Here is a 24,441-nt window from a genome sequence, read left to right on the forward strand (position 1 = left end):
CATTGCAGACTGAGGTGCAGTGTTCGTCCTAAAGGAGCGAAGAATATGAAGGAAGCTCATCCAACTAGCCCTGTGAAGCTTGATCGCGCTCGCTTTGCCCGTGCCGCTTTTGGATTGTCGGCTGCATCTTTGAGCGTGGCAGCCATGCTTGCTGCAATGCCAGCCCATGCGCAGAGCCGGGCCGGCTATGCCAATGAATTCAGCCGTCCCTATGGCACCAATCCCGGCGACCAAAACCGCCCCTATGATGCCAGCACCCGCGACCTCAATGGCAACCGCGTCATTATCGATGGCCGCATCGTTGTAGGCGATGACTTATCCTCTTTGCCTCTGGGCCTCTATAATAGTGGCTCTTCCGGCATGGGCTTCTCCGGCACAGGGGCCGCCATTGGCAACCAGCTCAATGTCAACACCACCGGCAGCTTCAACACCGTGATCGTCAATTCAACCCAGATCAATAACGGCAACCAAACCGTCATCATCAACGGGCAAACCGCCTCAACAACCACGGGCAACACCACGACCGCTGCGGCATCGGCTGTCCCTTCCACCAACAATAACGCCCAGCAGACGCTCAACGGGGGGCTCGACTTCTAATGACCCAATCCACTCTCTTCGCTCGCGCTAAATGGGCCAGCCTCGCCCTTGCAGGCACCCTCGCCCTCACCGGCTGTATCTCGCCCACCGCCACACCAGCCGGCAATTATGCCCGCCCCATCGGCAATGCGCCTGTCACCGCCAACCCAACCCCCTATTCGGCCGCTCTGGTCTGCTTGGGCAATTATGCCCGCTCCCAGAATATCCGTGGGCCCCGTGTCGCTGTCGGTCGTATCTTGGATTACACCGGCAAGTCTGACTTTGAAGGCGGTCGCCAAGTCACCCAAGGCGCTTCCTTGATGGCTATCTCGGCCTTCGCCAAATCCGGCGCGCGTCTGGTTGAGCGCTTCGATACCTCGGTGTCCGAGCTTGAACTCAAATATGCCAACAACCGTCTGATCGGGGAAGAAGGCCAAGACTTCCGTCGCATTCTTGCTGGCCAAGTCCCAGGCTCTGACTTCTATCTCATCGGCGGCATCACCGAGCTTAACTACAACATCCGCTCGGTCGGCACCGACACCTTCATCGGTGACCGTGACCCCACCAATGGCAAGGGCATCGTCAATGGCAAGCTCTATGTCATGAATGTCGGTCTCGACTTACGCCTCATCGATACCAAGACGCTGGAAGTCGTCGATGTCATCTCTTACCAAAAGCAGATCATCGGCCGTGAAGTCGGTCTCGGCTACTTCCAATTCCTCGACAATATCACCCTCGACCTCGGGGTTGGCGGCCGCAGCCAAGAGCCGGTCCAACTCGCCGTCCGCTCGGTCATTGAACGTGCTGTCGTCGAAATGATGTCCAACATCTACGGCGTTCCAGGCGCTAGCGCTTGCCAAGGGGCCTTCGGTCCAGGCGGCGATCCCATGGGCCCCATCGGCACCACCGGTGCCTTCGTCCCACGATCCGACGCCACCGCAGCCGGGGCCGCCGCTCGCACCAACCCCAATAACTGGAACGACACACGCGATAAAGCCGTCTCCAAATCACTCCGCGGTACCCGGAATTAAATCGAGAAGGCTCACAGCCTTGTGACCCAATTGGGCCACATCTGGCTGTGAGCCACCTTGCGGCCGAACTTACCTAGGGTAAAAGCTGGGCCATGTTCAAAATCCCGCCGCCCCTCGTAAGAGCCGCCATGATGGGCCCTTTAGGGTTCTGCCTTCTGGCCCTTGCAGCCTGTCAACAAGGCCAAACCAGCCCAGCGGGATCTTCACCCTTACCGCAGGAGCGCCCGGCCATGGCCAATCCGGTCTATCATTTCGAAATCCCCGTCACCGACATGGACCGCGCCATTGCTTTTTATGAAGCGGTCCTTGAACTGAAACTTAATCGGGAAACCGTCGATGGCTATGAGATGGCCTTCTTCCCCCGCGCCGATGGCAAGCCCGGCGCGAGTGGAGCCCTAGCAAAGGGTGACGTCTATGTCCCATCCAAGACCGGGGCCATTGTCTATTTTGATGTCGCCGATATTGACCCCGTCCTTGAACGTGCGGTCGCGCGGGGAAGTAAAATCCTCTACCCAAAGAAGCATATTGGGGCTGGCGGCTATGTAGCCGAAATAGAGGATAGCGAAGGTAATCGCCTCGCACTCAACGCCTTAGCTGACTAATCTAGTCTAGGTCCCGCCATAAAGGGCAGGCCGGGTCAAAATCGGCTTGAGACTGGGTTCTGCTAAGACCGTCGGCGCATCTTCAAAGGGCGCGATTTCAGATGTGACAGGACTGGGGTCAACAAGACCCCGCGCCACCCAATCGAGGGTCTCGGCCACATTGGGCCCGCCGCGCCCACGACCGGTGTAGAAGCGGACCCCTGTGCGATACATGTCGAACAAAGGCATAGGCACATCTGAGAAATGACCGCCAACTGACGACACGATCCCCTCTGGCTCAACCGACCGAAGGGCGCAAAGAAGCGAGGCCGCATTGGCGCTGGCGTCCACGACGATGGGAAAGCTGCCCGCATGGCGCGGCGGTGGACCTTCAATGACTTCCGCACCCAATCTGGCCGCGACGTCAAGACGGTGAGGGTCCTCATCCCGATAAACAACGCGTCCAGCCCCTGCGGCCCGCGCAAACATAACCGCATAGAGCGCAATCGACCCGCAACCGCCCATCACCAGCACGTCTGCGCCGGGGGTTTGGCGGAGGTGCGGAACGGTGAATTCAAACGCAAAGGGCAAGTTGTCGGCACCACTTGCAACCAGTTCCGGCGACACATGAGCTGGTACTTTGGTCAGGGCAAAGTCAGCCTCGACCACATGCAGGGATTCCGAAAAAGTCCCACCCCAATCGCCCAGCCCGGGTAAACCATACATGGCACCCTTTTGATGGGTACGGCAGGCATTGGGGCGCCCATCATGGCAGCGGTCGCACTGGGCGCACGAGATATGCCAATTGACAATCACGACATCGCCCCGCTTGACCTTGACCACGGCATCACCGACCGAGACCACTTCGGCCACACACTCATGCCCGATCGCGAACGGGCCGCGAAACGGTGCCTCTCCACGAATAATCAGGCGGTCAAGATCACATGTGGTCGCTGCAATCGGGCGCACAATGGCGTCTCGCGGACCCTGCAGCGAGAGTTCAGGCTGCTCTTGCCACATCAGATGGCCAGGCTTGAGGAAAATAAGAGCACGCATGCTTGACTCCTTTTATGACGATCACCATAATTCAGAGACTGGCGATGTCAATCAGGATGTGCAATCGGATAGCTTATGGGAAATTCAGAACATTCGCGCAGTTTGGCCGTCGCAACGGCCGAACGCCTATTCCGTCAGCAAGGCTATTCTGCGACAGGCCTTGCCCAGATCATCGCTGAAAGTGGCTCGCCGAAAGGCTCATTCTATTATCTGTTTCCAGACGGCAAAGCGGAACTCGCCTTGCAAGTTTTGGATCGCTATAGCGCGGCCGGCGCAAGCTTTCTCAAACATGCTGGAAAAGACCGGCCAAATGATGCAGGCCATTATATCCGAGCCGTTTGCGCAGGGCTTGGGGCAGAGATGGCCCAAAGTGGGTTCCAACTTGGCTGCGCCATGGCCAATATCGCCATGGATAAGGCCTTTGAAGAGCCTGCTCTTGCGGCGCGCTTGAAAGCGGGCTTCACGCAATGGCAGGAAGCCCTAGCCAGCCAACTCAGCACCCGCGGCTTATCCGAGACGGAGGCAGACAGGCTCGCTGCCGCGCTGCTTGCTGCCCTTGAGGGCGCACGAACACTGGCCCGCGTACAAGGCTCTGCCGCCCCTTTTGAGGCCGTCGCTGACCTCTTTACGAATATGGTTGATGCGCGGCACCCGCCGGGTCGATCTACCTGATCCGCCCATAATAGCCCAAACAAGCCAATAAAAACAACTAATTATTTAGGAAAGCGAATTCCCAGCTCAAGCCATTTGACAAATTATACTGATCACCATATTATGGTGATCGCCATAGACATTCGGTCTAGGTTTTAGCTCTAGGGATTAACACATGCCCCTCATTCAAATTTCCGTTCCCGCCGGTTCGCTCGATGCCGCGACCAAAGCCAAAATGATTGAACTGGTCACCGATGCCAGTGTGAAGGCTGAAGGCATTCCTGCTGCCCGCCAGTTCACTTGGGTCCATATCAATGAAGTGCCAGATGGCGGCTGGGGCATGGGTGGTCGTGCGCTCACGCTCGATATGATGAAAGCGGCCTTGGCCCCAAAATAAGGAGCCATTATGGGCCATCCTCTCCCTCCCACAGAGATTAGCCGTCGTGGCCTGCTCGCCCAAGGGTTGGTGGCAAGCGTTCTGGTAAGCTTGCCACTGGAACAGGGCCAAGCTGCAGTCACCTCGCCCTTCCCTCTCACCCTGCGGATTGACCTCGATACGCCCTTTCAGAATGAGGCGGCACAAAACCAGATTGTGCGCATCACAGAGGCGATCGCAAAAATCACTGGAAACCTTCGGGTAAATTCGGCAATCTGGGTGCATGTTTACAGCCGCTATCCAGAGGGCAAGCAGGGCTAACAAGGGGTATTCTGGTGGCCAAAGCTTCAACGCCTTGGGCTTTCGGCAGCGGTCACCAGCCTCTTCCAAAACAGATGGGGAGCAAAAACATGACCTTAAGGCAACAACAGGGCCTAATCGGCCTGCAAATCTTGATCTCGGTGCCTTGCCAGATCGCCTTTACCTATTTTGCTTTCCATTCAGGGCTGTTTGCAGGTCCAGTTAGCGATGATGTAGCCAGCCGGATCGGCTTTGCGCTGCAAAACCAGCTCTTTGCGATTTTGATATTATTGGCGATGATTGGCTTTATTGCCGGAGCTCGTCCATTAGCTAGCGATGTGATCGACGGGAATGATCAGGCCGAGCGCTTATCCGTACAAGTGCGCATCCAGCGCAATACGCTTGAGCAGTTCTTGTTGCTGGCGACAGCGCATCTAGCCTTGGCAACCACGCTCCCCACCAGCCTTCTGCCCGTTTTGCCGGTGCTGGTGACCCTCTTCATTTTGGCGCGCATCTTTTATTGGATTGGCTATACGATCAATCCGATCTATCGGACCTTTGGTTTTGTTGCGACCTTTTATCCAAACATCGCCGCGCTGATTTGGGCGACCACACTTGTGGTACAGCTCCGCTTCTGAGCCACACTTAAACCTTAGCCAATTCGTCTGCGACTTCTTCGCTTGAGGCCTCTTGCGCCTGCAAAGCCTCCCGCTCCTGCTGGAGGACTCGGAAGACGCGGGCAAGATATTCCTGTGTCCAAGCCCCACGCTCGTCAGCCTGCTGCTTGGTTGGTGTGAAGGTTTCAATTTCTTGGCGCGTAAGCACACCTGATTGCTCCAACAATCGTTCTAACGTGTCGGTCCGCTCGCGCACCACGGCCAATTCCTGGGCCAGCACGAGGACGATATTGGTCAGGCGCTCAACATCGGTATCCAAAAAGTACGGCCGCTTACCCTTTGACTTTGCGCCCGCGAGGACAAGGGGATCGATCTTGCTCATTTTACCGCTCCCACCACATGCCAAGCGGCTTTGCGGCCATAATCTTCCTGCTTTGTATCTTGCGCCGCTTGCGGGAATACGTCTGGATCAACCACGGCAGCCACGCCACCATGGATCAATTTGTCGGGGGCAAAACCCGCTGCTACCATCCAGCTATCGAGGTCGACTTCATGCATTTTGGTCCAGAACGGCTCATTATTATAAAAGGCGTCCCAGTCGCGCATTGCCTGCTCAAACAACGGCATTTCCGGGGTATATTGCGGCTGCTCAACATGAAAGACGATCCCGCCCGGCTTCAATAAGCGATGGGTTTCCGCAAAAATTTTCGGCATGGAGGCATAGGAAGTCTCATGCAGGAACATGCACGAATGGATCATGTCAAAGCTCTCATCGGCTAAATCCGATAGGTCGCTGACATCGCCTTGCACAAAGGTGATATTCTCGACGCCCATGGTTTTAGCCCGTGCCAAACCATAGCGCAGCATCGGTGCACCGACATCAACGGCGACGACCTCTGCCTCTGGAAAAGCTTGTGCAATCGGCACGACATTATGGCCAAGGCCCGCACCAATATCGAGAATGCGTTTGGGCTTTAAATCAGGCAGGGCCTCTTTGACCCAAGCTGCAATCGCTTGACCACCGCCATCATTATAGCGACCCAACATGCCGCCCGTGGTGGCAAAAATGCCAATATCATAATTGCAGGGTCCGGTGACATCGCCTTCAGCCAGCTCCGTATGATAGCTGCCGGGCATACAATGGTGGTCAATGGCCTCAACATAGCGGGGCAAGGGCAGGTCAGGGTTCAGCTTCAGGCGTTGATCATGTTCGGTCAGGGCCTTGGCTTTGGCGTTTAAGTGGTCAGCTTGGCGCAATGTCACCCAGCGACCAGCCTGTTGGCGGGTTTCCATCGTGGCACGGCGCAGCGCACTCCACCATTGGAACATGGGATCCTTGAGAAGCGCTTTGCGAACTTCATGGCGATCCTTGAAGCCGCGGCCTTGGGTCGCGATGAATTTGGGCTCAACGCGCGCATCAAAGGCTTCTTTGACGCCCGGCATAATCTGCGTCGACAAATGCCGATTCATATGCGCCAAGAAGTTGAAGCGCGAAATCTCATCATGGCTCAGCTGAGGATACATGCCATGCTGGCCGACAACGCGGTAATCTGGTGGGCCGTCATAGGGACGGGCAGGCTGTGCTTTGGGCTTATCGCTGACGAGACTGGACATGCTCACATCTCCCGAGCCACACGCTGTGGCCATTTCCGTTCTAAATGATATACCTATTGCCAGATGAAAAGAGCGTGGCAACCTGTCGCACAACATTTTTTCGGAGATCACTATGGCAGACAAGCGTTTCTTAGGCAAAACAGCGGTTGTCACGGGGTCTGGACGGCGCAAAGGCTTAGGTGAAGCCATTGTGCGCCGACTAGCCGCTGAAGGCGCAAATATCGTCCTTTCTGATATTGGCCGGGCGCGCGATGCGGCTACTGCGGCTGAGCATGTGGGCCAGGAAGACGAGATGGCCGCGATCGCAAAGGAGATCGCCGCCATGGGGGTGGGCGTTACGACCAAGGCCTGCGACGTCCGCATCCCTTCCGAGGTCGATGCCTTGGCCCAGCATGGGGTGGACACATTCGGCAGCCTAGACATCTGGGTCAATAATGCTGGGATCGGCTATATTATGAAGCCACTTCTGGACGTGACCGAGGGCGACTGGGACGCAGTGATCGATGTAAATCTGAAGGGCTGCTTCTTTGGCATTCAAGCCGCAGCCAAGCGGATGATTGCAGCCGGGAAAGGCGGGCGCATTATCAATATCGCCAGCCAAGCGGCAAAGTCAGGCTTCCCGCATGCCCAAGCCTATACCTCATCCAAACATGGCTTAGTTGGATTGGCACGCTCTGCCGCAGTTGAACTGGGCGCCCATCAAATCACCGTCAACAATGTTTGCCCTAACCATGTAACGACAGGCCTTGGGGCTTGGCAGAATGAATATTTTTCCAAAGTCGTGGGTGCGGCCTCTGTCGAGGAGTATCTAAAAGCCATGGCGGCGCGCATTCCCTTGGGGCGGCCCGGGTTGCCTGAAGATACGGCTGCGGCGGTGGCCTTCCTGTGCAGTGCCGATGCTGTCTATATTACTGGCGAGAGCATGAATGTGTCAGGCGGAGAAGAGCCTCACTAATCATCGACTTAGGGGGTTCCATGGCGTTCTTATCGGCGATTTCGATTCTGGTTGCAGACTATGATGAAGCGATTGCTTGGTACCGTTCCAAGCTTGGCTTTGAGCTGATCGTCGATACCCCCATGGGCGGGGGCAAACGGTGGGTCGTGGTCGCCCCGAGCGGTGACGCGCAAACACGCATCATTTTGGCCAAAGCGTCCGGACCAGAGCAGACCGCCTTAATCGGTCGACAAATGGGCGGACGGGTCGGTTTCTTCCTGCAAACAGACCGGTTTGACGAGGATTATGCCGCCATGATCGAGGCGGGTGTGGTGTTTCGGGAAGCACCGCGGCATGAAGCCTATGGGAAAGTCGTGGTGTTTGAAGATTGTTATGGCAATGGTTGGGACCTTATTGAGCCCGCCGACTAGATCCTCGTAGCCACAAGCGTGCGGGCTCCTCGATCACATAATGGGCAAGCGCTGATACCAGCATCAATAGACCCGTCATAACGACAATCGTTAGAAGATTGATGGGTATTGGCGTGCCCAGAACCCCTGCAAGATTCTGCATCGCCATAAAGACGGGCACATGCAGAATGAAGATCGCATAGGACCACCCACCCAGCTTGACCATGAGGGGTGCGTCTAGGCCGGTGCCGACACCTGACCCGGGCTTTGTCACATCGCGCGCGGCCAAGCCAATCACCAAAAGCGCGCCCCCCAGAGCGACCATGGCTGTCGTCAAACCAAAGAAGGCGCCGCTGACCGCGATCAAGGCTCCCAACAACAAGAGCCGAAGCGCGTTGCGCGAGGACAAGTGCCACGTCTCAAAAACAACACGAGCTGCCACACCGACCAAAATGACAGAGGCCCCGCGCAAAATGCCCAGATCAGCGGTGGATTGCGTCATGGTCCGGCCGAGAAGAAGACGAAAGCCCAGATCAATCAACAAGACCAGAGCCACACTTAGGAAAAAGAACAACCAAGGCCGGTGCCGCAGCTTTGCAGCAATCCAAAGAAAAGCGGGAAATAGCAGATAGCCAAAAAATTCAGCGCTAATGGTCCAGCCCGGAAAATTCCAAACCCCGGCACCTGGAACGCCCCAAGCCTGCAACAAAAAGACGTTGGCGACGAGCCCGAGGGCCGTGAAATTACGGGCTTCGTCGCCTTTTCCGACGAGATGGGCCGCCAAAACCAAGCCTGCCAAAATGGCGAGCGCCAAAAGATGTAACGGATAGAGCCGCGCAACGCGGGCCCGCATGAAAGTTGGAAAGTGAAATTTCGCTTTGCTGCGTGCCCAATAAATATGGGCCAAGACAAAGCCGGACAGAACGAAGAATATGTCCACGCGCGCGACACCGGCCTTCATAATCGGCCAAGATCCAAAGCCTGCGTGATCGTACATGTCACCTAAATGGAAGACAGCAATCCAGATAGACAAAAGAAAGCGGAGCCCGGTCAAACTGTCGAAAGTTTCGGGACGGGTGTTAGTCAAAATAGGATTCCACAAATAGAATAATCGGATGGAGGAGCCATCCCTTGAGCTTAAGCCCTTGAAGAGGCATCCATCATGGTGCGGCGGGGTCTGCTTGACAAGGCCGCTGGCGGGCGGCAGGTCTGCGTCTTGCAATTCTAAGGCATAGGGCCGCGCTCATGACTGTCATCCCGTCCCATTTTCGTTGGCCAAATGGCACCAAGCTTGCCGTGTCTCTTGTAATCAATGTGGAAGAAGGTGCCGAACAAAACATCCGCGATGGCGATAAAGGGCCTGAACCCGTGGACGAATTAGGGGCCGTACCTAACAGGCCCATGCGCGTCTATGGGAATGAAAGCAATTATCACTATGGCATCAAGGCAGGTTGGCCCAGAATCCGCGACCTGTTTGACTCCTATCAATTTGCGCCCACGATCACAGCTGCCGCTTTGGCGCTGGAACGCGCACCGGAAGTCGCAGCCGATATTGTCGCGCGAAACTGGGAAGTTGCGGCCCATGGCTATCGCTGGAGCCACCAATTCTGGATGGATGAAGACAAAGAACGCGCCTTTATCACAAAGGCACGCGATTCCCTGGAGAAGACGACGGGGCAAAGGCCAGTGGGTTGGCTCTCACGCTATCTTCTGACCGACCAGACACGGCGGATTTTGGCCGAAGAGGGCTTTACCTATCATATGGATGATTATTCCGGCGATATGCCCTTTTGGGACCGTGTTGAGACCCAGCAGGGGATCAAGCCCATGCTGATTACGCCCTATGCCATCGACACCAATGATATGAAAATGTGGGTCGCCCCGGCCATGCAACCATGGGATTGGGCAGAGTATGCCATCCAGAGTTTCGACGCCCTGCTAGCTGAAGCCCGTCGCGGGCACGCGCGCGTCCTTAATATCGGCCTGCACTTGCGGATCGTGGGTCGCCCGGGGCGAATTGGTGCCCTGGACCGCATTCTGGCCCATATCAAAGCACATGAGCACGAGGTTTTCGTGGCTGGTCGCAATACGCTTGCCGAAGCCTTTGCCGCGCAAGTTCCGTTTGGAACCTACACGCGCGCGCAACCTTGCTGAAAAGTTACTTGACCGCAACGCGTGTGATCTCGTGACTACAAGCCAGTTTCCAATGCGCCAAAGGATAACCTCTGGCGTCCATTTTGAATGGAGCATTTATATGCGTCGATTGACAAAAGCCCTCTTGGTTTCCCTCATTGCACTGTCGGCGCAGCCAGCCTTGGCCCAAATCGCGCCCCTTCCGGGCTTTCCGCAGGACCGGTACAAGGACTTTAAGGCCGACCCAGCTGTGACCTATGGCACCCTGCCTAATGGGATGCGCTATGCGATCAAGAAATGGCCAACGCCAAAGGGCGAAGTCGCCATTCGCCTGCGGATTGCGGCCGGCTCGCTCAATGAAGAGGACAATCAGTCCGGCCTCGCCCACTTCCTTGAGCACATGGCGTTTAATGGCTCTGAAAATGTGCCTGAGAGTGAGTTTGACAAAATTCTCGCCCGGGAAGGCTTGGCCTTTGGCCCCGATACCAATGCCTATACCAGCTGGGACGAGACGGTTTATCAATTAGACATGCCCAAGGCGGAAAAGCTGGAATTGGGTCTGTCCATGATGCGCGAAACAGCCGGACGCCTGACCCTCAATCCAGAAGCGATTGATCGCGAGAGAGGGATTATCCAATCTGAAGAGCGGGCGCGTGAAAACCCGGGCTTCCGCCAGTTCCGCGCCTTTGCCGCGCAAGCCCTAGATGGCACCCGCATCCCAAGCCGCTTTCCCATTGGCGACATGAAGGTGGTGCGCGAAGCCCCAAGAGAGCGCTTTGTCGACCTCTACAAGCGTTTTTACACCCCTCAGCGTGCGTTTCTGGTTGTGGTGGGTGATGTCGACCCAAAGGCCGCTGAAGCTCTGATCAAGGCGCAATTCGCCAATTGGGAACAACCCAAAGACGCGGGCAAGGACCCCGACTTGGGCACCCCAAAGCGCGAACCAGGCTCGGTGAAGATATTCTTGGAGCCCCAGCTCGCAACTGCTGTCAGCCTGTTCAATGTAAAGCCCTATGTCGCCGAACCAGACACCAGCGCCAATCGGCGCGAGGACCTGCTCTTGGCTCTCGCGCATCGCATGGTGAATACACGGCTAGAGCGGATTGCGCGGCGCGAGGGCTCACCCATCACAAGTGCGTCCATCAGCTCAGGCGCTTGGTTTGATGCGGCACGCATCGCGTCAATTGAAACCACGGCGACCACACCGGCCAAATGGCGTGAAGCGCTTGATATTGCAGATGGCGAGTTGCGCCGTGCTTTAAGCTTCGGCTTCACGGAGGATGAGTTTTCGGTCGCTTTGGCCGACACGCGGGAAGGATATCGCCGAGCTGCTGCTCAAGCCGGGGCAGCCAGATCCGCTGATCTGGTCGATGAAATCCTTTCGAGTTTTGGTGAGGATGCGGTCCATACCACGCCAGCAGATGATTTAGCATGGTTTGAAAAGGTGGCCAGCACGTTGAACCCGCAAGCGGCTTTGGCGGAGTTAAAGAAGGCCTGGGGCACAGATGTGCCAGAGCTATTTGTCTCAACAGGCGAGGCCATAGAGGGTGGTGAAGCCGCTGTTCAAACCGCCTACCAAGCCCTGCGCGCCAAACCGGTCAGCGCGCCTAAAGCAGAAGCCAAGGCACAGTGGGACTATGTGAACTTTGGTCCGAAAGGGACCGTGACAGAGGCAGTCCTCTTGGCCGACATGGGTGTCACCCAAATGCGCTTTGCCAATCAGGTGCGCCTCATCGTCAAGCCAACTAAGTTTGAGGAAGGCCGCGTCCGCGTCCAAGTCAATTTTGGCGAAGGACAATTGGCGCTTCCCGCAGACCAGCCGGGGCTGGCCTTCGCCATTGATGCAGCCTTTATCGCAGGCGGACTTGGCAAGTTAGATGCGGATGCACTGGAGCGAGCACTGGCTGGGCGCAGTGTTGGACAGGGCTTCTTCATTGGCGAAGAAAGCTTCAGCTTCGCCAGCTCAACCACCGCTGCGGATTTGGGACTACAAATGCAGGTATTTGCCGCTTTCTTGACGGATCCTGCATGGCGACCCAATGGCATTGCACGCCTAAAGGCCTCAAAAGACGCAATTTATCGCCAGATTGATACGACGCCGGGCAGCGTCTGGGGAACACAAGGCGAATATGTCCTGCTTGCCAACAACCCGCGCTTTGCCTTCCCAACTGCAGAACAATTTGACCAATTGACCTTGGAAAAGGCCAAGTCTGTGGTGGATGCGGCGCGGAAAAATTCCGCGATTGAAATCCTGATCGTCGGGGACACCACGGTGGAGGCAGCCCGTGACGCCGTTGCCGCCACGTTCGGGGCTTTACCGGCTCGACTGGCCACGCCCCCTGCCCGTACGGAGGCCCGCAAAGTTGAATTCCCTGCAGGTCGAGGCACGACCATCCTGAACCACAAGGGTCGGCCAGATCAGTCACTCGCCATGGTCTATTGGCCTATGCGCGATTATGGCGATGGACGCGAGGCACGCGGTGTTCGCATCCTGACGGCCATTCTTCAAAACCGACTGACCGAGGTGATCCGGGAAGAATTGGGCGACACTTATTCGCCCGGTGTCGATTGGGCACCATCGCGTGTCTTCCCGGGCTATGGCCGAATTGGCGCACTCGCAGAAGTCAAACCAGAAGATAGCGATAAGGTCATTGCCGCTATGGAGGCGATTGCTGCAGATTTGGCCGCCGGAAAGATCGAGGATGACCTGTTCCAACGGGCACGCCGGCCCTTGATCGCCGATTTTGATGAAACCACGGCCAATAATCCTTGGTGGCTGGGCGCTTTAGACCAAGCCAGCTTTGACCGGCAGCGCCTTGTTCGTATTCGTGAGGCGAAGGATCAATATGCTTCAACGACATTGGACGATGTGAAAGCTCTCGCCAAGCGCTATTTGGACCCATCCAAAGCCCGCTTGATCAAGGTTTTGCCGACCGCTGCCGCTAAAGAGGCCAAAAAGCCCTAAACAACACCCGTCCATAAAACGTCTTCAAGGCGTCGGGCACCACTTGCCAAGACCGCCAAACGATCAAAGCCCAGGGCCACACCGCTGGCCTTGGGCATTTTTGTAAGGGCAGCCAGAAAATCCTCATCTAAAGGATAGCGCTCGCCATAAATGGCTTGTTTTGCATCCATATCCGCTTCAAAGCGGGTGCGTTGCTCAACCGCATCGGTCAGTTCGCCAAAGCCATTGGCAAGCTCTACCCCACAGACATAGAGCTCAAAACGTTCTGCCACCCGCGGATCAGAGGGGTTTCTGCGGGCCAGAGCGGCCTCACTCATGGGATAGGAATGCAAGACGCATGGGGCGTCAAAACCCAGATTGGGTTCGATCTTTTGCACCAGAATTTTGGAAAAGAGATCAGACCATGTGTCTGACTCATCCGTCGAGACCCCGGTCTGGATGGCTTGGGCGCGCAAATGGCTTGCATCTTCTTGGCCATCCAAACCGATACTGGCCAGAAGGTCGATTTGGGTGTAGCGATCAAAGGCTTCTGCCAAGCTTAAACGTATGGGTTCGGCGGCAAAAGGCACGTGATGGCCGCGCCATGTGAAGTGGTCGGTTGGAACGGCCAAGGCCGCAACCCGCAATAGGGCAAGGCAATCTTCAATCACAATCTGCCAATCAGCACCTGCCCGATACCATTCCAGCATGGTGAACTCAGTTGCATGCAAGGGGCCCGCCTCGCGATTGCGAAACACGCGGGCAAAATCAAAGATTTTTTCCTCGCCCGCCGCCAAAAGTTTCTTGCAGGCAAATTCCGGGCTTGTGTGCAGATAGAGCGGTGTTGGCACCCCGTCTGGGGCAAGCCTTGTTGTTGCAAGACCATGCAAATGGGTCTCATTGCCGGGGGAAACCTGCAATTGTCCGGCCTCGATTTCACAAAAGCCCTCAGCCTCAAACCAGGCGCGCATCGCCTTCTTGATCCGGTTGCGCGCCAGAAGAAAGGGCCTGCGATCGGCATGGCGACTGGCCTCCCACCATGGGCTCTGCGGCACATCTGATCGACTCATGCGTCACCCATTTGGCGGATTGAGCGAGAAAGGTTAGAAGGCGCCCACATCACAAGATTTCCATGCTTTGGGCCGAAGTCGGATCAAAGCTCAGCACTGAAAGACAGATTATGGTCAAGGTCATCGCCTCCAGCCTTCGCAAAGGCAATGTTGTCGAACATACAGACGGCAAACTCTATGTCATTTTGACAACCCAGAACATCCATCCCGGCAAAGGCACGCCGGTGACCCAGGTCGAAATGCGTCGCATCACCGACGGCATCAAAATGACCGAGCGCTTTAAGACCACGGACCAAGTGGAAAAGGCCTTCGTGGAAGAAAGCAAGTTCAACTATCTTTATGACGATGGCACCGCCCACGTCTTCATGAACCCAGACAATTATGAGCAGGTTTTGGTTCCCCATGCGGTCTTGGGCGACGACGCAGCCTATCTGCAAGAAAACATGGAAGTTTATCTGACCATCTTCAACGAAACCCCGCTGGCAGCTGTTTTGCCAACCCGCGTGACTTTGGAAATCGTCGATACCGAGCCTACCATGAAGGGCCAAACCGCTTCTTCGTCCTACAAGCCTGCTATGCTTTCAAACGGCGTGCGCACCATGGTGCCTCCTTATATTGCAACCGGCACACGCATTGTCGTTCTCACTGAGGATGGCTCTTACGTTGAGCGCGCAAAGGACTAAGCTGCAAGCTTGCTATTAGGGTGGAGGGGATAATATGCGCCAAATTCTAGTTTCCGGTTTGGCGCTCTGCCTCGCAGCCTGTGCGGCAAGTCCAGCCGCCACACCCCCAATAGCTCTCAAGCCTGCTGCCACGATGCCGGAGGCCAAGCCTGCAGGCGTGTGGACCCATGGCGGCATGATTGCCGCAGCCAACCCGTTGGCGGTGGAAGCTGGTCTTGAAATCCTGCGCGCTGGCGGGTCGGCGGTTGATGCGGCAATCGCCGTACAAACAGCCTTGGGTTTGGTGGAGCCCCAATCCAGCGGCATAGGTGGCGGCTCCTTCATGCTACATTATGACGCTGAGACAGGCGATGTAGTGGCCTATGATGGCCGCGAAGTTGCCCCAGCCGCAGCTACCGACCGCTTGTTTCTAGACGATGCAGGCAACCCCTTGCCCTTCTGGACGGCGGTTAAGTCCGGTCGCTCGCAAGGTGTGCCCGGGGCAGTCGCGATGCTGCATATGGCGTGGAAAGAGCATGGCAAATTGCCATGGAGCCGCAGCTTTCAACCCGCGATTAAACTGGCAAGCGACGGATTTAAGATTTCACCGCGCTTGAACGGAGTTGCCACCCAGCTCAAGCGTATCACCGAACCCGGTCCTGATGTGATGTCCTATCTGATGGATAGCACTGGCACACCTTTGCCTGCCGGCACGCTTTTGAAAAATGCGGCCTATGCCGACACGCTAACCCAAATTGCCAATCAAGGGCCAAAGGCCTTTTATGAGGGCCCGATTGCTGCCGACATCGTTGCGCGGTCTGGACAAGCGCCGATGCCCGGCACCTTGTCACTGGAAGATTTGAAAGCCTATAAACCCAACAAGCTTGAGCCGATTTGCCGCGCTTATCGGGAGCGCAAAGTGTGCGGGATGGGGCCACCGTCTTCTGGCGGGATTGGCGTGATGGCCACCTTGGGCATTTTGGAAAACTTCGACATGGGCGCGACCGGCCCGAATGATCCCCTTGGCTGGCATCGCTTTATTGAAGCCCAGCGCTTGGCCTATGTGGATCGCGACACCTATGTTGCAGATGACCGCTATGTGGCTGTGCCCATCGCAGGCCTGCTCGATGCAACCTATCTGAAGAGCCGCGCCGCCCTCATCTCTGACACCGCAACCATGAAGACGGTTGAACCTGGCGAGCCACCCGGCGCGGTTAAGCGCGGTCGGGATGCAACTGGCAACGTCTTTGGCACGACCCATTTCGTAATCGTCGATCAACGCGGCAATGTTGTGTCGATGACCACAACGGTTGAAAGCCTATTTGGCTCGCAACGCATGGTGCGCGGCTTCTTTCTGAACAACCAATTGACCGACTTTTCCTTCCGCAATGTCGATGCGAAGGGCGAACCAATCGCCAACGCGCCAGCAGGCGGCAAGAAGCCCCGCTCAAGCATGGCCCCCACTATCGTTTTCGATAAGGACGGCCATTTTGAACTGGCCGTAGGCTCACCCGGCGGCAATGCCATCATCGCTTATGTGGCCAAAGCCATGGTGGGCATGCTGGATTGGAACATGTCGCCCCAAGATGCAGTCGCGCTGCCCAATATTGTCGCACGTTCTAGCCCTGTGGCACTCGACCGCACGCGGGCAAGCCCCGAATTGATTAAGGGCCTAGAAGCCTTGGGCCAAACCTTCCGGGATGGCGGCGGGGCTGAGGGCTCTGGCCTGCATGTGGTTCGCTTGACGCCACAAGGCCTAGTTGGTGGTGCTGATCCCCGCCGTGAAGGGGTGGCCCGCAAGCCTTAAGCATGACAGCTCTGGGCTAGCTTTAAGACCATGATAGCAAAGCCCCCGGATTTGCTCTAGGATGTTGATTGGCGGCGGCTTTCGCCCCATTGGGGGCGGCTATGGCGCGACATCAACCACACTTTATCGCCACAGCTTTGGCTGGTCTCTGTCTGTTGTCAGGCTGTGTCACTGGCGCGCCTAGAGGTCAAAACCTAGCCGGAACGCTCGACACGCTTGTCCCAGCAGCCATGACCGCGACTGGGGCACGCGGCGTTGCAATTGCAGTTGTCTCGGACGGTAAGGTAACGCTGACGAAGACCTATGGCGTTCGAAATGCCGCTGGCGACCCCTTGGCTCCCGACACCATCATGTATGGAGCCTCATTGACCAAGGCGGCATTTGGCTATTTTGTTATGCAATTGGTTGATGAAGGCAAGCTCGATCTTGATACCACAATTGACCATTATCTACCCCAGCCTTTGCCAAGCTATGATTCAGAAAGCGATGCAAACCGCTATGTGCCTTGGGCAGGGCTTGCCGAGGATGGGCGTTGGCGCAAAATCACACCGCGCATGTTGCTCACGCACAGTGCAGGCTTCCACAACTTCGCCTTTCTCGAGCCAGACGGAAAACTTCGAATCCATTTCGATCCAGGCGAGCGTTATGCCTATTCGGGCGCAGGGATCTTGTTACTCCAATTCGTGCTCGAACGCGGACTCGGTCTGGATGTCGGTGCTGAAATGCAGAGGCGGATTTTTGATCCTCAAGGCATGACCCGAACCAGCTTGATCTGGCGAACGGACTTCCGACCAAATCTCGCCAATGGGTTCGGCCAAGACGGCCAAGTCGAAGAACATGATGAGCGCAGCAAGGTTCGCGCCTCAGGCTCGATGGACACCACAATTGAGGATATGGGGAAGTTGGCGGCGGCCTATGTGCGCGGTGACAAACTAAGCCCCAAGGCCCGCCAAGAGATGGTCAAAGGTCAGTTGCCAATTTCAACAAAGACCCAATTTCCTTCCCTTCAAACGCCTTTAGAACAAGCTCCATTCCCGACCCTATCAGCAGGCCTTGGTGTGATCGCCTTCAATGGCCCGCAGGGACCTGGCTTTTACAAGGGCGGGCATAATGACACGACGGGCAATACCTGGATTTGCCTTGAAGCTGGGCGCAAATGTGTGGTTCTTTTGGCCAATGATGTGCGCGCAGAAGCAGCGTTTCCGGCGATTGTACAGGCAGTTCTGGGTGAAACCGGTGTGCCATGGGCTTGGGAATATGGGGACATGAAGTTTTTCCGACCGTCCGCCGCGAAATGACCAAAGCCCGACTGAAGTCTTGGCCTAAATGCAGAAACACCTGCTTGTACATTGACCCTTATGCGCACTAGGGTCGGTCGTAAAACAAACTAGCCGAGGAAATGCCATCATGTTTGAGAAATTGTTTTCACTGGAAGGGCGTGTTGCCTTGGTTACGGGTGGATCGAAAGGCATTGGCCGCATGATCGCCGAGGGCTTTTTGGCCCAAGGCGCTAAAGTCTATATCACCGCGCGCAAAGCCGACCAGTGCTTGGCCGCGGCCGAAGAAATGTCCAAAGGTGGGCGTAGCTGCACCGCTATTCCGGGCGATATCTCAACCCTCGAAGGGGTGAAGGCTCTGGCAGACACCATTGCGAAACTGGAAGATCATCTCGACATTCTGGTCAATAATGCCGGCACGATCTGGATGGCCCCACTGGATTCCTACCCCGAAAAGGGCTGGGACAAGGTGATGGACCTGAATGTCAAAAGCCCCTTTTTCTTGGTCCAAGCCTTGTTGGGTCATTTGAAGGCCGCCGCTAAACCCGGCCAACCCGCTAAGGTCATCAATATCACGTCGATCGATGGCATCACGGTCAATTCCGTCGACACCTTTGCCTATCAGGCCAGTAAAGCCGCCTTCGCCCATCTAACCAAGCGGCTCGCGGCAGACCTGATCAAGCACAATATCGTGGTTTCAGCCTTAGCACCCGGGGCCTTTGCCTCAGACCTCAATACGATTGCGCGTGACCATGGCGACATGGTGGCTGCAGCCATACCTGCCAAAAGGGTCGGCACGACCGAAGATATGGCAGGTACGGCGATTTACCTCGCCTCCCGCGCAGGGGACTATATGGTCGGCGAAGCCGTCATTATTGACGGGGGTCTGACAGCGATTGGCCGCGGTCAAGGGTGAGAACCCGCGACCACGGCTCGCAAGAAAATTTCCATGTGTCTCGGCGGAACTCGCGCCACTTTATCTGGGCGGTCTTTGCCCGCGGCAATGCCTTGGCAGGGGCCGCGCGACGCGCGTCGGGGAAGCCGCCCTTGACTCCCGAAATCGCGAAAAAAGAAGAAGAACAAGGGTTCCATGCAAGCAAAGCGTTGCATTGAACCATTCCAAAGCTAAACTTCTTCTGAAGCCGCCATCGCCAGCCGTTCCTTCATGGCAACGCTAGCGCGGGTTTTCACGCTTTCGCTGCGCAATTGTCCGCAGGCAGCCAAGATATCGCGCCCGCGCGGCGTACGAATGGGTGCCGAATAGCCCGCCCGGTTCACAATATCGGCAAAGGCATGAATGGTTTTCCAGTCCGAGCACTCATAAGCTGTTCCCGGCCACGGATTGAATGGGATTAAGTTCACCTTAGCCGGGATGCCGGAGAGCAATTTCACCAAAGCACGCGCTTCGGCAGGGCTATCATTGACGCCTTTCAGCATCACATATTCAAACGTCACGCGCTTAGCATTGTTCAAGCCCGGATAGGCTCGGATCCCCGCCATCAATTCTTCAAGGGGGTATTTCTTGTTGAGCGGAACCAAGACATCGCGCAATTCATCATTCGTCGCATGAAGGCTGATCGCCAGCATCGCGCCTGTCTTGGTGCCCAGCTCTTCAAGCTTTGGCACCACGCCCGACGTCGACACCGTGATCCGGCGACGGCCAATCGAAATACCTTCACCATCGCTGATGAGATCAATCGCCTTGGCCACTTCATCAAGATTATAAAGCGGCTCACCCATGCCCATGAAAACAATATTGGTCAAAGCGCGACCATCTGTTGTCGAAGGCCATTCGTCCAAATCATCACGTGCGATCATGACTTGGGCGACGATTTCAGCTGCCGTTAAATTACGCACCAATTTCTGCGTACCGGTGTGACAGAAGGTGCAGGTCAAGGTGCAGCCGACTTGGCTCGACACACACAAGGCACCAGAACGCGCTACATCTGGGATGAAAACCGTCTCAAACTCCACGCCTGGGGCAGAGCGGATCAACCATTTGCGGGTGCCATCGGCAGAAACCAGACGCTCAATCACTTCGGGTCGATCAAGACTATGGCGGGTTTCCAGCAAAGCGCGCAAATCTTTGCCTATGTCGGTCATCACGTCAAAATCGCGCGCACCAAAGAAATAGACCCAACGCCAGATTTGCTGCGCCCGCATCTTGGCCTTTTTAGGCTCCACGCCCAACGCAATCACCGCTTCGCGCATTTCGGCCAAAGTCAGTCCGACAAGCGAAGTCCGCGTCGACATGGGTGTCGAAACAGGGTCGGCCGCCGCGCTGGGCCGATGGGAAAGATCGAGGGTTACGGTCATGGGCGGGCCCATAGCACGGAAACAGCAGCGCTAAAAGCTGGCCGCGCCGTCGCTGTCACAGAACCGTCATACAGTGACCTCGTGACTCTGACGACAAACCCGCTAAACAGGCTGGGCATGATCGCTTGTGGGGAAGTATGACAGCTCCAGTTCTTGAGGCCAAAGGCCTGTTTCGAACCTATGGTGCCCGTAAGGCACTGAATAATGTATCTATTACGGTCCAGCCCGGGGAAATGGTGGCCCTTATCGGACCGTCTGGCTCTGGCAAGTCCACCTTGCTTCGTAATGCAACTGGCCTGATCACCACCGACGAAGGTACGGGCGAAGTCAATTTGCTTGGCATTTCGGTACAGAAGAACGGCAAATTGTCAGAATCGGTGCGCCAAGCCCGGGCGCGGGTCGGCTTTGTCTTTCAGCAATTCAACTTAGTTGGCCGTCTCAGCCTGTTTCAAAACGTCATGCTGGGTTCTCTGGGGCGTCTGCCCTTCGTCCAAGGCTTCTTTGGCCAATGGCCGCAAGCCGATCAAGAACGCGCCATGCAGGCTTTGGCCCGCGTGGGTGTTGCCGATTATGCCGCCCAGCGCGCCAACACTTTGTCGGGTGGCCAGCAACAACGTGGCGCAATTGCGCGGGCCTTAGTGCAAGGGGCCGAAGCCATTTTCTTGGATGAGCCTGTCGCGTCACTAGACCCCGTATCGGCACGCAAAGTGATGGAGCTCTTGCGCGACCTTAATCAGCGCGATGGCGTCACCGTGATCGTCACGCTGCACCAAATCGATTATGCGACAAAATTCTGCGACCGAATTGTCGCGCTCAAAGCCGGACAGATTGTCTATGACGGGCCCAAAGACGGCCTCACCCGTGACCGCCTGATTGAAATTTATGGCGCAGAGTTTGACGAAGAAACCGGCGACGCGGCCCCAAAGGAGGAGCCCGTTCCCGAAGTGGCCAAAGTGGGTCATCGGAACCTTCTCGAGAAAACTGTACAATGGGGCTTGGCTTTGGCCATGGTCATCGGCGGTTCCTATGCCTTGTGGCAGCAAGCCAAGCCAAAGGTTGAGGCCGATATCATTTTCTCCATTCTCGCCACTGAAAACAGCCAGAATCTCGGGGCCCGCTGGAAGCCCTTATTGGCGGATATGGAAAAGCAAACGGGCCTAACAATTAAGCCCTATTTCCAAACTGGTTACGCACCCTTGGTGACCGCGATGCAATTTGGTCAAACCCAAGTCGGCTGGTTCTCGAACAAGCCCGGCTGGGAGGTTGTCAGTACCGGCGCAGCAGAAGTGTTCCTCCGCTCGTCCGACCCGTCGGGTGTGGACGGCTATAATTCGGTGGTGATCGTCAACAAGAAGTCCACCTTGACCATTGATCAATTATTGACCTGTGATCGAAGCAAGGACTTTGGCATGGGGGATGCGAGTTCGACATCCGGCACCTTAGCGCCGATGACCTATTTGTTTGCACCCCGCAACATCAACCCGTCCAATTGCTTTAAAACCGTGCGTTCGGCCAATCATGAGGCCAATGTGCGATCAGTAGCAGCGGGCCTCTTGGATGCGGCAACCAATAATTCCACTTCTCTGCAAATCTTGGGCGTACAAGATCCAAAATTGATCAACGGGGTCAAAGTCATTTGGACATCACCAACTCTGCCCGAAGACCCCATCATTTGGCGCAAGGATTTGGACCCCGTTAAGAAGAAGAAAATCAAAGACTTCTTCTTGAATTATGGCCGGCAAGGCGACAAGGCACAACAAGATCGCGAACGGGCTATTCTCGCTTCGCTCAGCTTCGGTCTGTTCCAGCCAGCCAATAATGACCACTTGCTGCCTGTCCGGCAGATGCAAGCAACTGAAGACCTGATGCAAGCCCAGCAATCGGGCGATGTCGGCAGAATTGCCAAGGCCAAAGAAGCCTTCGATGCCATCCAAGCAGAAGCAGAAGCCGCCAAAAGCCGTGCTCTGCCCCTGCTTCCGACAACCCCAACTGAAGGCTATGCCGTTGAAGGAAAGGCGGTCAAGAAATGAGTTCGACCCCAATGAAAGCCAGCGGTGCCGTTTCGCTGGGCCATGTGCCCGCACCGCCAACCCGCACTGCAGCCGACAAGCTCTATGACCTTTTGGTTTGGGGTGGGATTTTTCTGTTGTTGGTGATCAGTTTTGGCCCCGCAGAGATTTCCAAGGTCACCCGCCTCTTCACCAATTCGGAGAATATGCAGACCTTCACGACGCGGCTGATCAATCCCGACTTCTCGGAATGGCGTGTCTATGTCCGGGAAATGTGGCTGACGGTACAAGTCGCCATCTGGGGCACCTGCTTGGCCGTGATCATGGCCATTCCATTCGGCTTTATGTGCGCCTCCAACGTAGCCCCGTCTTGGCTTGTATGGCCGATGCGTCGCTTGATGGACTTCTTGCGCTCGGTGAATGAATTGGTGCTAGGCCTGATCTTTATTGTGGCGGTTGGCCTTGGTCCGTTGGCTGGGGTGTTGGCAATCGCGCTGCATACGGCAGGGGTTTTGGCCAAATTATTCTCTGAAGCCGTGGAATCGATCGACAGCCGCCCTGTTGAAGGCGTGCGCGCGACAGGGGCTGCAAAGCTGCATGAGATTATGTGGGGCGTCTTGCCGCAAGTTGCGCCGCTATGGACGTCCTATGCGCTCTACCGCTTTGAATCCAATTCCCGTTCGGCCACTGTTTTGGGCCTGATCGGTGCGGGCGGTATTGGCATGAAGCTGATGGAAAGCATGAACAGCTTCCAGTACGAGCAGACGGCAGCCATCGGGATCATCATCGTGGTGGCCGTTACATTGATCGATATGCTGAGCCAAGCCATGCGTTCCAGACTTCTGTAAACGCAGGCTTGGTAACCGCAGGATTAGATCAGGTTTAGTCGAACAAAGCGTCCAAGTCGCTTTGATCCATCGATGCGCCTTCCGTACCGAAGAGGGCATCAATATCGTCTTGAGCGACCTCTGGGCCGTTGAGCGCAGGGCCGTTGAGCAGGTTCTCGCGCTTGCGCTTATCTTCTGCCGTCTCTTCAAGCTCAGCATCTTCAACGCCCATCACACTGGCGAAGCGCTCGAGACGCTGCTCGATATGGGTCAAGGTGTCGACCACCTTTTTGATCCGTTGACCGGTAATGTCTTGGAACGTGCAGGCCTCAAAGATCTCCATCATCTTTTCCGACACAAAGGCCTGATAAGCGGCAGGATCGCTTGTGTCTGCTGCCATCACATCTTCTGCAACAGCCATGATAAGATTGGTGGCTTCGGCCGTGTGTTGGACAACTGCGTGAAGCTCTGCACCGGCGCCTGGAATACGATCTTCACTCAGATCGTTTGGACGCAGATTAGAAATCTCAAGCCGCGTGCGCTGAATATAGGATGAGATATAGCGCATCTCATCAAACAGGCTGCGATCGATTGAGCTGAAAAACATCTGCATGGCTTCGCTCATTTGCGACGCCAAGGTCAGCACTTCGCCCAAGCGAGGGTCTTTAAGGTCTGCGCCCTTTAGCGCTGTGATCGCGTCACGAACCTTGGTAGCAACTTCTGGTGACGGCATCGTCAGCCCCCCTTTTTACAAGCAATGCTTAGAAATCGCCCAGAACAGAAGCGATCTTAGCTTTCAGGGTTTGGGCGTTGAACGGCTTGACGATATAGTTGTTTACACCAGCCTTTTTCGCAGCAATCACGTTTTCCGTTTTAGATTCCGCGGTCACCATGATGAACGGGGTTGGCTTCAGGATTTCATCGGCACGAACTTCGCGCAAAAGCTCATAGCCCGTCATCGGCTCCATGTTCCAGTCCGAGATCACGAGGCCATATTTGGTCTTCTTCATTTTCTCGAGAGCTTCGCGCCCATCGGCGGCTTCATCGACATTTTCAAAGCCAAGCTGCTTCAAAAGATTGCGAATGATGCGAACCATTGTCTGATAATCATCGACGACCAATACTGGCGCGTTCATATCCACTGCCATACGACTTCTCCTTTGGTGGCTTCGGCCACTCTCACCCCACGGTTGACAACCCTCTACCAGTTGAGCGCTAAAGAAGCGTGAATCACGTTCCAAAAAAGGACA

General features: G+C 56.0%; 24 protein-coding genes and 2 pseudogenes. 18 read left to right on the forward strand and 8 right to left on the reverse strand.

The features are described from left to right. Positions 1 to 45 precede the first annotated feature (45 nt). The 3 genes from hfaA (at position 46) to IOB61_RS01215 (ending at position 2,209) form a co-directional block, all read left to right on the forward strand. On the forward strand, positions 46 to 597 hold the full coding sequence (gene hfaA / locus IOB61_RS01205) for a holdfast anchoring protein HfaA (protein WP_290810988.1): 552 nt from the start codon (positions 46 to 48) through the stop codon (positions 595 to 597). Next, the gene (hfaB, locus tag IOB61_RS01210) at positions 597 to 1,607 is read left to right on the forward strand and encodes a holdfast anchoring protein HfaB (RefSeq protein WP_290810991.1); all 1,011 of its coding nucleotides are present in this window, start codon (positions 597 to 599) and stop codon (positions 1,605 to 1,607) included. Before hfaA ends, hfaB begins: the two co-directional genes overlap by 1 nt. A gap of 128 nt (positions 1,608 to 1,735) precedes the next feature. Further along, entirely contained in the window at positions 1,736 to 2,209 is a 474-nt protein-coding gene (locus IOB61_RS01215) for a VOC family protein (RefSeq protein ID WP_290810994.1), read from the forward strand. A gap of 6 nt (positions 2,210 to 2,215) precedes the next feature. Here IOB61_RS01215 and IOB61_RS01220 read toward each other — a convergent pair whose 3' ends face one another. Then, positions 2,216 to 3,244 (reverse strand): alcohol dehydrogenase catalytic domain-containing protein, encoded by a 1,029-nt coding sequence (locus IOB61_RS01220; protein ID WP_290810996.1) that lies wholly within the window; start codon positions 3,242 to 3,244, stop codon positions 2,216 to 2,218. A 75-nt stretch (positions 3,245 to 3,319) separates the two neighbouring features. Between IOB61_RS01220 and IOB61_RS01225 the strand changes: the two genes are divergently transcribed. The 4 genes from IOB61_RS01225 (at position 3,320) to IOB61_RS01240 (ending at position 5,209) form a co-directional block, all read left to right on the forward strand. Next, positions 3,320 to 3,916: a TetR/AcrR family transcriptional regulator gene (locus IOB61_RS01225; protein WP_290810998.1), complete on the forward strand. Its 597-nt coding sequence runs from the start codon at positions 3,320 to 3,322 to the stop codon at positions 3,914 to 3,916. Between the two features lie 154 nt (positions 3,917 to 4,070). Then, positions 4,071 to 4,292: a tautomerase family protein gene (locus IOB61_RS01230; protein ID WP_290811001.1), complete on the forward strand. Its 222-nt coding sequence runs from the start codon at positions 4,071 to 4,073 to the stop codon at positions 4,290 to 4,292. Positions 4,293 to 4,301: 9 nt separating this feature from the next. Then, positions 4,302 to 4,592 (forward strand): hypothetical protein, encoded by a 291-nt coding sequence (locus tag IOB61_RS01235; RefSeq protein ID WP_290811004.1) that lies wholly within the window; start codon positions 4,302 to 4,304, stop codon positions 4,590 to 4,592. A gap of 89 nt (positions 4,593 to 4,681) precedes the next feature. Then, complete coding sequence (locus tag IOB61_RS01240) at positions 4,682 to 5,209, forward strand: MAPEG family protein (protein WP_290811007.1); 528 nt, start codon at positions 4,682 to 4,684, stop codon at positions 5,207 to 5,209. Positions 5,210 to 5,216: 7 nt separating this feature from the next. Here the strand turns inward: IOB61_RS01240 and IOB61_RS01245 are convergent, their stop codons facing one another. Continuing rightward, the gene (locus tag IOB61_RS01245; RefSeq protein ID WP_085338495.1) at positions 5,217 to 5,570 is read right to left on the reverse strand and encodes a hypothetical protein; all 354 of its coding nucleotides are present in this window, start codon (positions 5,568 to 5,570) and stop codon (positions 5,217 to 5,219) included. Next, the gene (locus IOB61_RS01250; protein WP_290811012.1) at positions 5,567 to 6,802 is read right to left on the reverse strand and encodes a class I SAM-dependent methyltransferase; all 1,236 of its coding nucleotides are present in this window, start codon (positions 6,800 to 6,802) and stop codon (positions 5,567 to 5,569) included. Before IOB61_RS01250 ends, IOB61_RS01245 begins: the two co-directional genes overlap by 4 nt. A gap of 112 nt (positions 6,803 to 6,914) precedes the next feature. Here IOB61_RS01250 and IOB61_RS01255 point away from each other — a divergent pair, with 112 nt between their 5' ends. Together IOB61_RS01255 and IOB61_RS01260 are read left to right on the forward strand one after the other, a co-directional pair. Continuing rightward, entirely contained in the window at positions 6,915 to 7,757 is an 843-nt protein-coding gene (locus IOB61_RS01255; protein ID WP_290811015.1) for an SDR family NAD(P)-dependent oxidoreductase, read from the forward strand. A gap of 20 nt (positions 7,758 to 7,777) precedes the next feature. Continuing rightward, positions 7,778 to 8,167 carry a VOC family protein gene (locus tag IOB61_RS01260; RefSeq protein WP_290811018.1) on the forward strand — a complete coding sequence of 130 codons (390 nt, stop codon included), beginning with the start codon at positions 7,778 to 7,780 and terminating at the stop codon, positions 8,165 to 8,167. Here the strand turns inward: IOB61_RS01260 and IOB61_RS01265 are convergent. Next, on the reverse strand, positions 8,148 to 9,368 hold the full coding sequence (locus IOB61_RS01265; RefSeq protein WP_367272783.1) for an acyltransferase family protein: 1,221 nt from the start codon (positions 9,366 to 9,368) through the stop codon (positions 8,148 to 8,150). The two genes, IOB61_RS01260 and IOB61_RS01265, sit on opposite strands and share 20 nt — an antisense overlap. Before the next feature lie 23 nt (positions 9,369 to 9,391). Between IOB61_RS01265 and IOB61_RS01270 the strand changes: the two genes are divergently transcribed. Both IOB61_RS01270 and IOB61_RS01275 read left to right on the forward strand, forming a co-directional pair. Next, complete coding sequence (locus tag IOB61_RS01270) at positions 9,392 to 10,300, forward strand: polysaccharide deacetylase family protein (protein ID WP_290811021.1); 909 nt, start codon at positions 9,392 to 9,394, stop codon at positions 10,298 to 10,300. Positions 10,301 to 10,400: 100 nt separating this feature from the next. Then, positions 10,401 to 13,244, forward strand: coding sequence for a pitrilysin family protein (locus IOB61_RS01275; RefSeq protein ID WP_290811024.1), 2,844 nt, complete (start codon positions 10,401 to 10,403; stop codon positions 13,242 to 13,244). On the opposite strand, the gene epmA is transcribed toward IOB61_RS01275, so the two are convergent. Next, positions 13,241 to 14,293 (reverse strand): EF-P lysine aminoacylase EpmA, encoded by a 1,053-nt coding sequence (gene epmA, locus IOB61_RS01280; RefSeq protein WP_290811027.1) that lies wholly within the window; start codon positions 14,291 to 14,293, stop codon positions 13,241 to 13,243. The genes IOB61_RS01275 and epmA overlap by 4 nt on opposite strands. Before the next feature lie 110 nt (positions 14,294 to 14,403). Between epmA and efp the strand changes: the two genes are divergently transcribed. From efp to IOB61_RS01300, 4 genes are all read left to right on the forward strand, one after another. Beyond that, positions 14,404 to 14,976 (forward strand): elongation factor P, encoded by a 573-nt coding sequence (gene efp / locus IOB61_RS01285; protein WP_085338506.1) that lies wholly within the window; start codon positions 14,404 to 14,406, stop codon positions 14,974 to 14,976. 34 nt (positions 14,977 to 15,010) lie between these two features. Further along, positions 15,011 to 16,762, forward strand: coding sequence for a gamma-glutamyltransferase (gene ggt / locus IOB61_RS01290; protein ID WP_290811031.1), 1,752 nt, complete (start codon positions 15,011 to 15,013; stop codon positions 16,760 to 16,762). A 101-nt stretch (positions 16,763 to 16,863) separates the two neighbouring features. After that, a complete protein-coding gene (locus IOB61_RS01295) occupies positions 16,864 to 18,060 on the forward strand; it encodes a serine hydrolase (protein WP_290811034.1) in 1,197 nt (398 codons plus the stop codon). A 109-nt stretch (positions 18,061 to 18,169) separates the two neighbouring features. Further along, on the forward strand, positions 18,170 to 18,955 hold the full coding sequence (locus tag IOB61_RS01300; protein ID WP_290811037.1) for an SDR family NAD(P)-dependent oxidoreductase: 786 nt from the start codon (positions 18,170 to 18,172) through the stop codon (positions 18,953 to 18,955). Positions 18,956 to 19,164: 209 nt separating this feature from the next. Here the strand turns inward: IOB61_RS01300 and rlmN are convergent, their stop codons facing one another. Further along, the gene (gene rlmN, locus IOB61_RS01305) at positions 19,165 to 20,355 is read right to left on the reverse strand and encodes a 23S rRNA (adenine(2503)-C(2))-methyltransferase RlmN (RefSeq protein WP_290811040.1); all 1,191 of its coding nucleotides are present in this window, start codon (positions 20,353 to 20,355) and stop codon (positions 19,165 to 19,167) included. Positions 20,356 to 20,492: 137 nt separating this feature from the next. On the opposite strand from rlmN, the pseudogene phnC reads away from it, so the two are divergent. The 3 genes and pseudogenes from phnC to phnE all read left to right on the forward strand — a co-directional run. Further along, positions 20,493 to 21,281 (forward strand): annotated as a pseudogene (gene phnC, locus IOB61_RS01310) (phosphonate ABC transporter ATP-binding protein); the annotation flags it as partial. An 81-nt stretch (positions 21,282 to 21,362) separates the two neighbouring features. Further along, positions 21,363 to 22,385: pseudogene (phnD, locus tag IOB61_RS01315) on the forward strand (phosphate/phosphite/phosphonate ABC transporter substrate-binding protein); the annotation flags it as partial. Further along, complete coding sequence (gene phnE, locus IOB61_RS01320) at positions 22,382 to 23,212, forward strand: phosphonate ABC transporter, permease protein PhnE (RefSeq protein WP_290811043.1); 831 nt, start codon at positions 22,382 to 22,384, stop codon at positions 23,210 to 23,212. The pseudogene phnD and the gene phnE, both read left to right, overlap by 4 nt. Positions 23,213 to 23,246: 34 nt before the next feature. Here phnE and IOB61_RS01325 read toward each other — a convergent pair whose 3' ends face one another. Beyond that, entirely contained in the window at positions 23,247 to 23,924 is a 678-nt protein-coding gene (locus IOB61_RS01325) for a protein phosphatase CheZ (protein WP_290811046.1), read from the reverse strand. A gap of 28 nt (positions 23,925 to 23,952) precedes the next feature. Continuing rightward, the gene (locus IOB61_RS01330; protein ID WP_367178423.1) at positions 23,953 to 24,333 is read right to left on the reverse strand and encodes a response regulator; all 381 of its coding nucleotides are present in this window, start codon (positions 24,331 to 24,333) and stop codon (positions 23,953 to 23,955) included. Positions 24,334 to 24,441: the final 108 nt, after the last annotated feature.

It is taken from the genome of Aquidulcibacter sp., from assembly GCF_020253525.1.
In the GTDB taxonomy this organism is placed as follows: domain Bacteria; phylum Pseudomonadota; class Alphaproteobacteria; order Caulobacterales; family Aquidulcibacteraceae; genus Aquidulcibacter.

Bases quoted from the DNA above. Each gene is read 5' to 3' on its own strand.
- IOB61_RS01235 (WP_290811004.1), top strand. From the start codon at position 4,302: ATGGGCCATCCTCTCCCTCCCACAGAGATTAGCCGTCGTGGCCTGCTC.
- IOB61_RS01270 (WP_290811021.1), top strand. From the start codon at position 9,392: ATGACTGTCATCCCGTCCCATTTTCGTTGGCCAAATGGCACCAAGCTT.
- IOB61_RS01220 (WP_290810996.1), bottom strand. From the start codon at position 3,244: ATGCGTGCTCTTATTTTCCTCAAGCCTGGCCATCTGATGTGGCAAGAG.
- IOB61_RS01275 (WP_290811024.1), top strand. From the start codon at position 10,401: ATGCGTCGATTGACAAAAGCCCTCTTGGTTTCCCTCATTGCACTGTCG.
- IOB61_RS01240 (WP_290811007.1), top strand. From the start codon at position 4,682: ATGACCTTAAGGCAACAACAGGGCCTAATCGGCCTGCAAATCTTGATC.
- efp (WP_085338506.1), top strand. From the start codon at position 14,404: ATGGTCAAGGTCATCGCCTCCAGCCTTCGCAAAGGCAATGTTGTCGAA.
- IOB61_RS01295 (WP_290811034.1), top strand. From the start codon at position 16,864: ATGGCGCGACATCAACCACACTTTATCGCCACAGCTTTGGCTGGTCTC.
- IOB61_RS01255 (WP_290811015.1), top strand. From the start codon at position 6,915: ATGGCAGACAAGCGTTTCTTAGGCAAAACAGCGGTTGTCACGGGGTCT.
- IOB61_RS01230 (WP_290811001.1), top strand. From the start codon at position 4,071: ATGCCCCTCATTCAAATTTCCGTTCCCGCCGGTTCGCTCGATGCCGCG.
- IOB61_RS01215 (WP_290810994.1), top strand. From the start codon at position 1,736: ATGATGGGCCCTTTAGGGTTCTGCCTTCTGGCCCTTGCAGCCTGTCAA.
- hfaA (WP_290810988.1), top strand. From the start codon at position 46: ATGAAGGAAGCTCATCCAACTAGCCCTGTGAAGCTTGATCGCGCTCGC.
- epmA (WP_290811027.1), bottom strand. From the start codon at position 14,293: ATGAGTCGATCAGATGTGCCGCAGAGCCCATGGTGGGAGGCCAGTCGC.
- hfaB (WP_290810991.1), top strand. From the start codon at position 597: ATGACCCAATCCACTCTCTTCGCTCGCGCTAAATGGGCCAGCCTCGCC.
- IOB61_RS01260 (WP_290811018.1), top strand. From the start codon at position 7,778: ATGGCGTTCTTATCGGCGATTTCGATTCTGGTTGCAGACTATGATGAA.
- IOB61_RS01225 (WP_290810998.1), top strand. From the start codon at position 3,320: ATGGGAAATTCAGAACATTCGCGCAGTTTGGCCGTCGCAACGGCCGAA.
- IOB61_RS01325 (WP_290811046.1), bottom strand. From the start codon at position 23,924: ATGCCGTCACCAGAAGTTGCTACCAAGGTTCGTGACGCGATCACAGCG.
- IOB61_RS01300 (WP_290811037.1), top strand. From the start codon at position 18,170: ATGTTTGAGAAATTGTTTTCACTGGAAGGGCGTGTTGCCTTGGTTACG.
- rlmN (WP_290811040.1), bottom strand. From the start codon at position 20,355: ATGACCGTAACCCTCGATCTTTCCCATCGGCCCAGCGCGGCGGCCGAC.
- IOB61_RS01250 (WP_290811012.1), bottom strand. From the start codon at position 6,802: ATGTCCAGTCTCGTCAGCGATAAGCCCAAAGCACAGCCTGCCCGTCCC.
- phnE (WP_290811043.1), top strand. From the start codon at position 22,382: ATGAGTTCGACCCCAATGAAAGCCAGCGGTGCCGTTTCGCTGGGCCAT.
- ggt (WP_290811031.1), top strand. From the start codon at position 15,011: ATGCGCCAAATTCTAGTTTCCGGTTTGGCGCTCTGCCTCGCAGCCTGT.
- IOB61_RS01245 (WP_085338495.1), bottom strand. From the start codon at position 5,570: ATGAGCAAGATCGATCCCCTTGTCCTCGCGGGCGCAAAGTCAAAGGGT.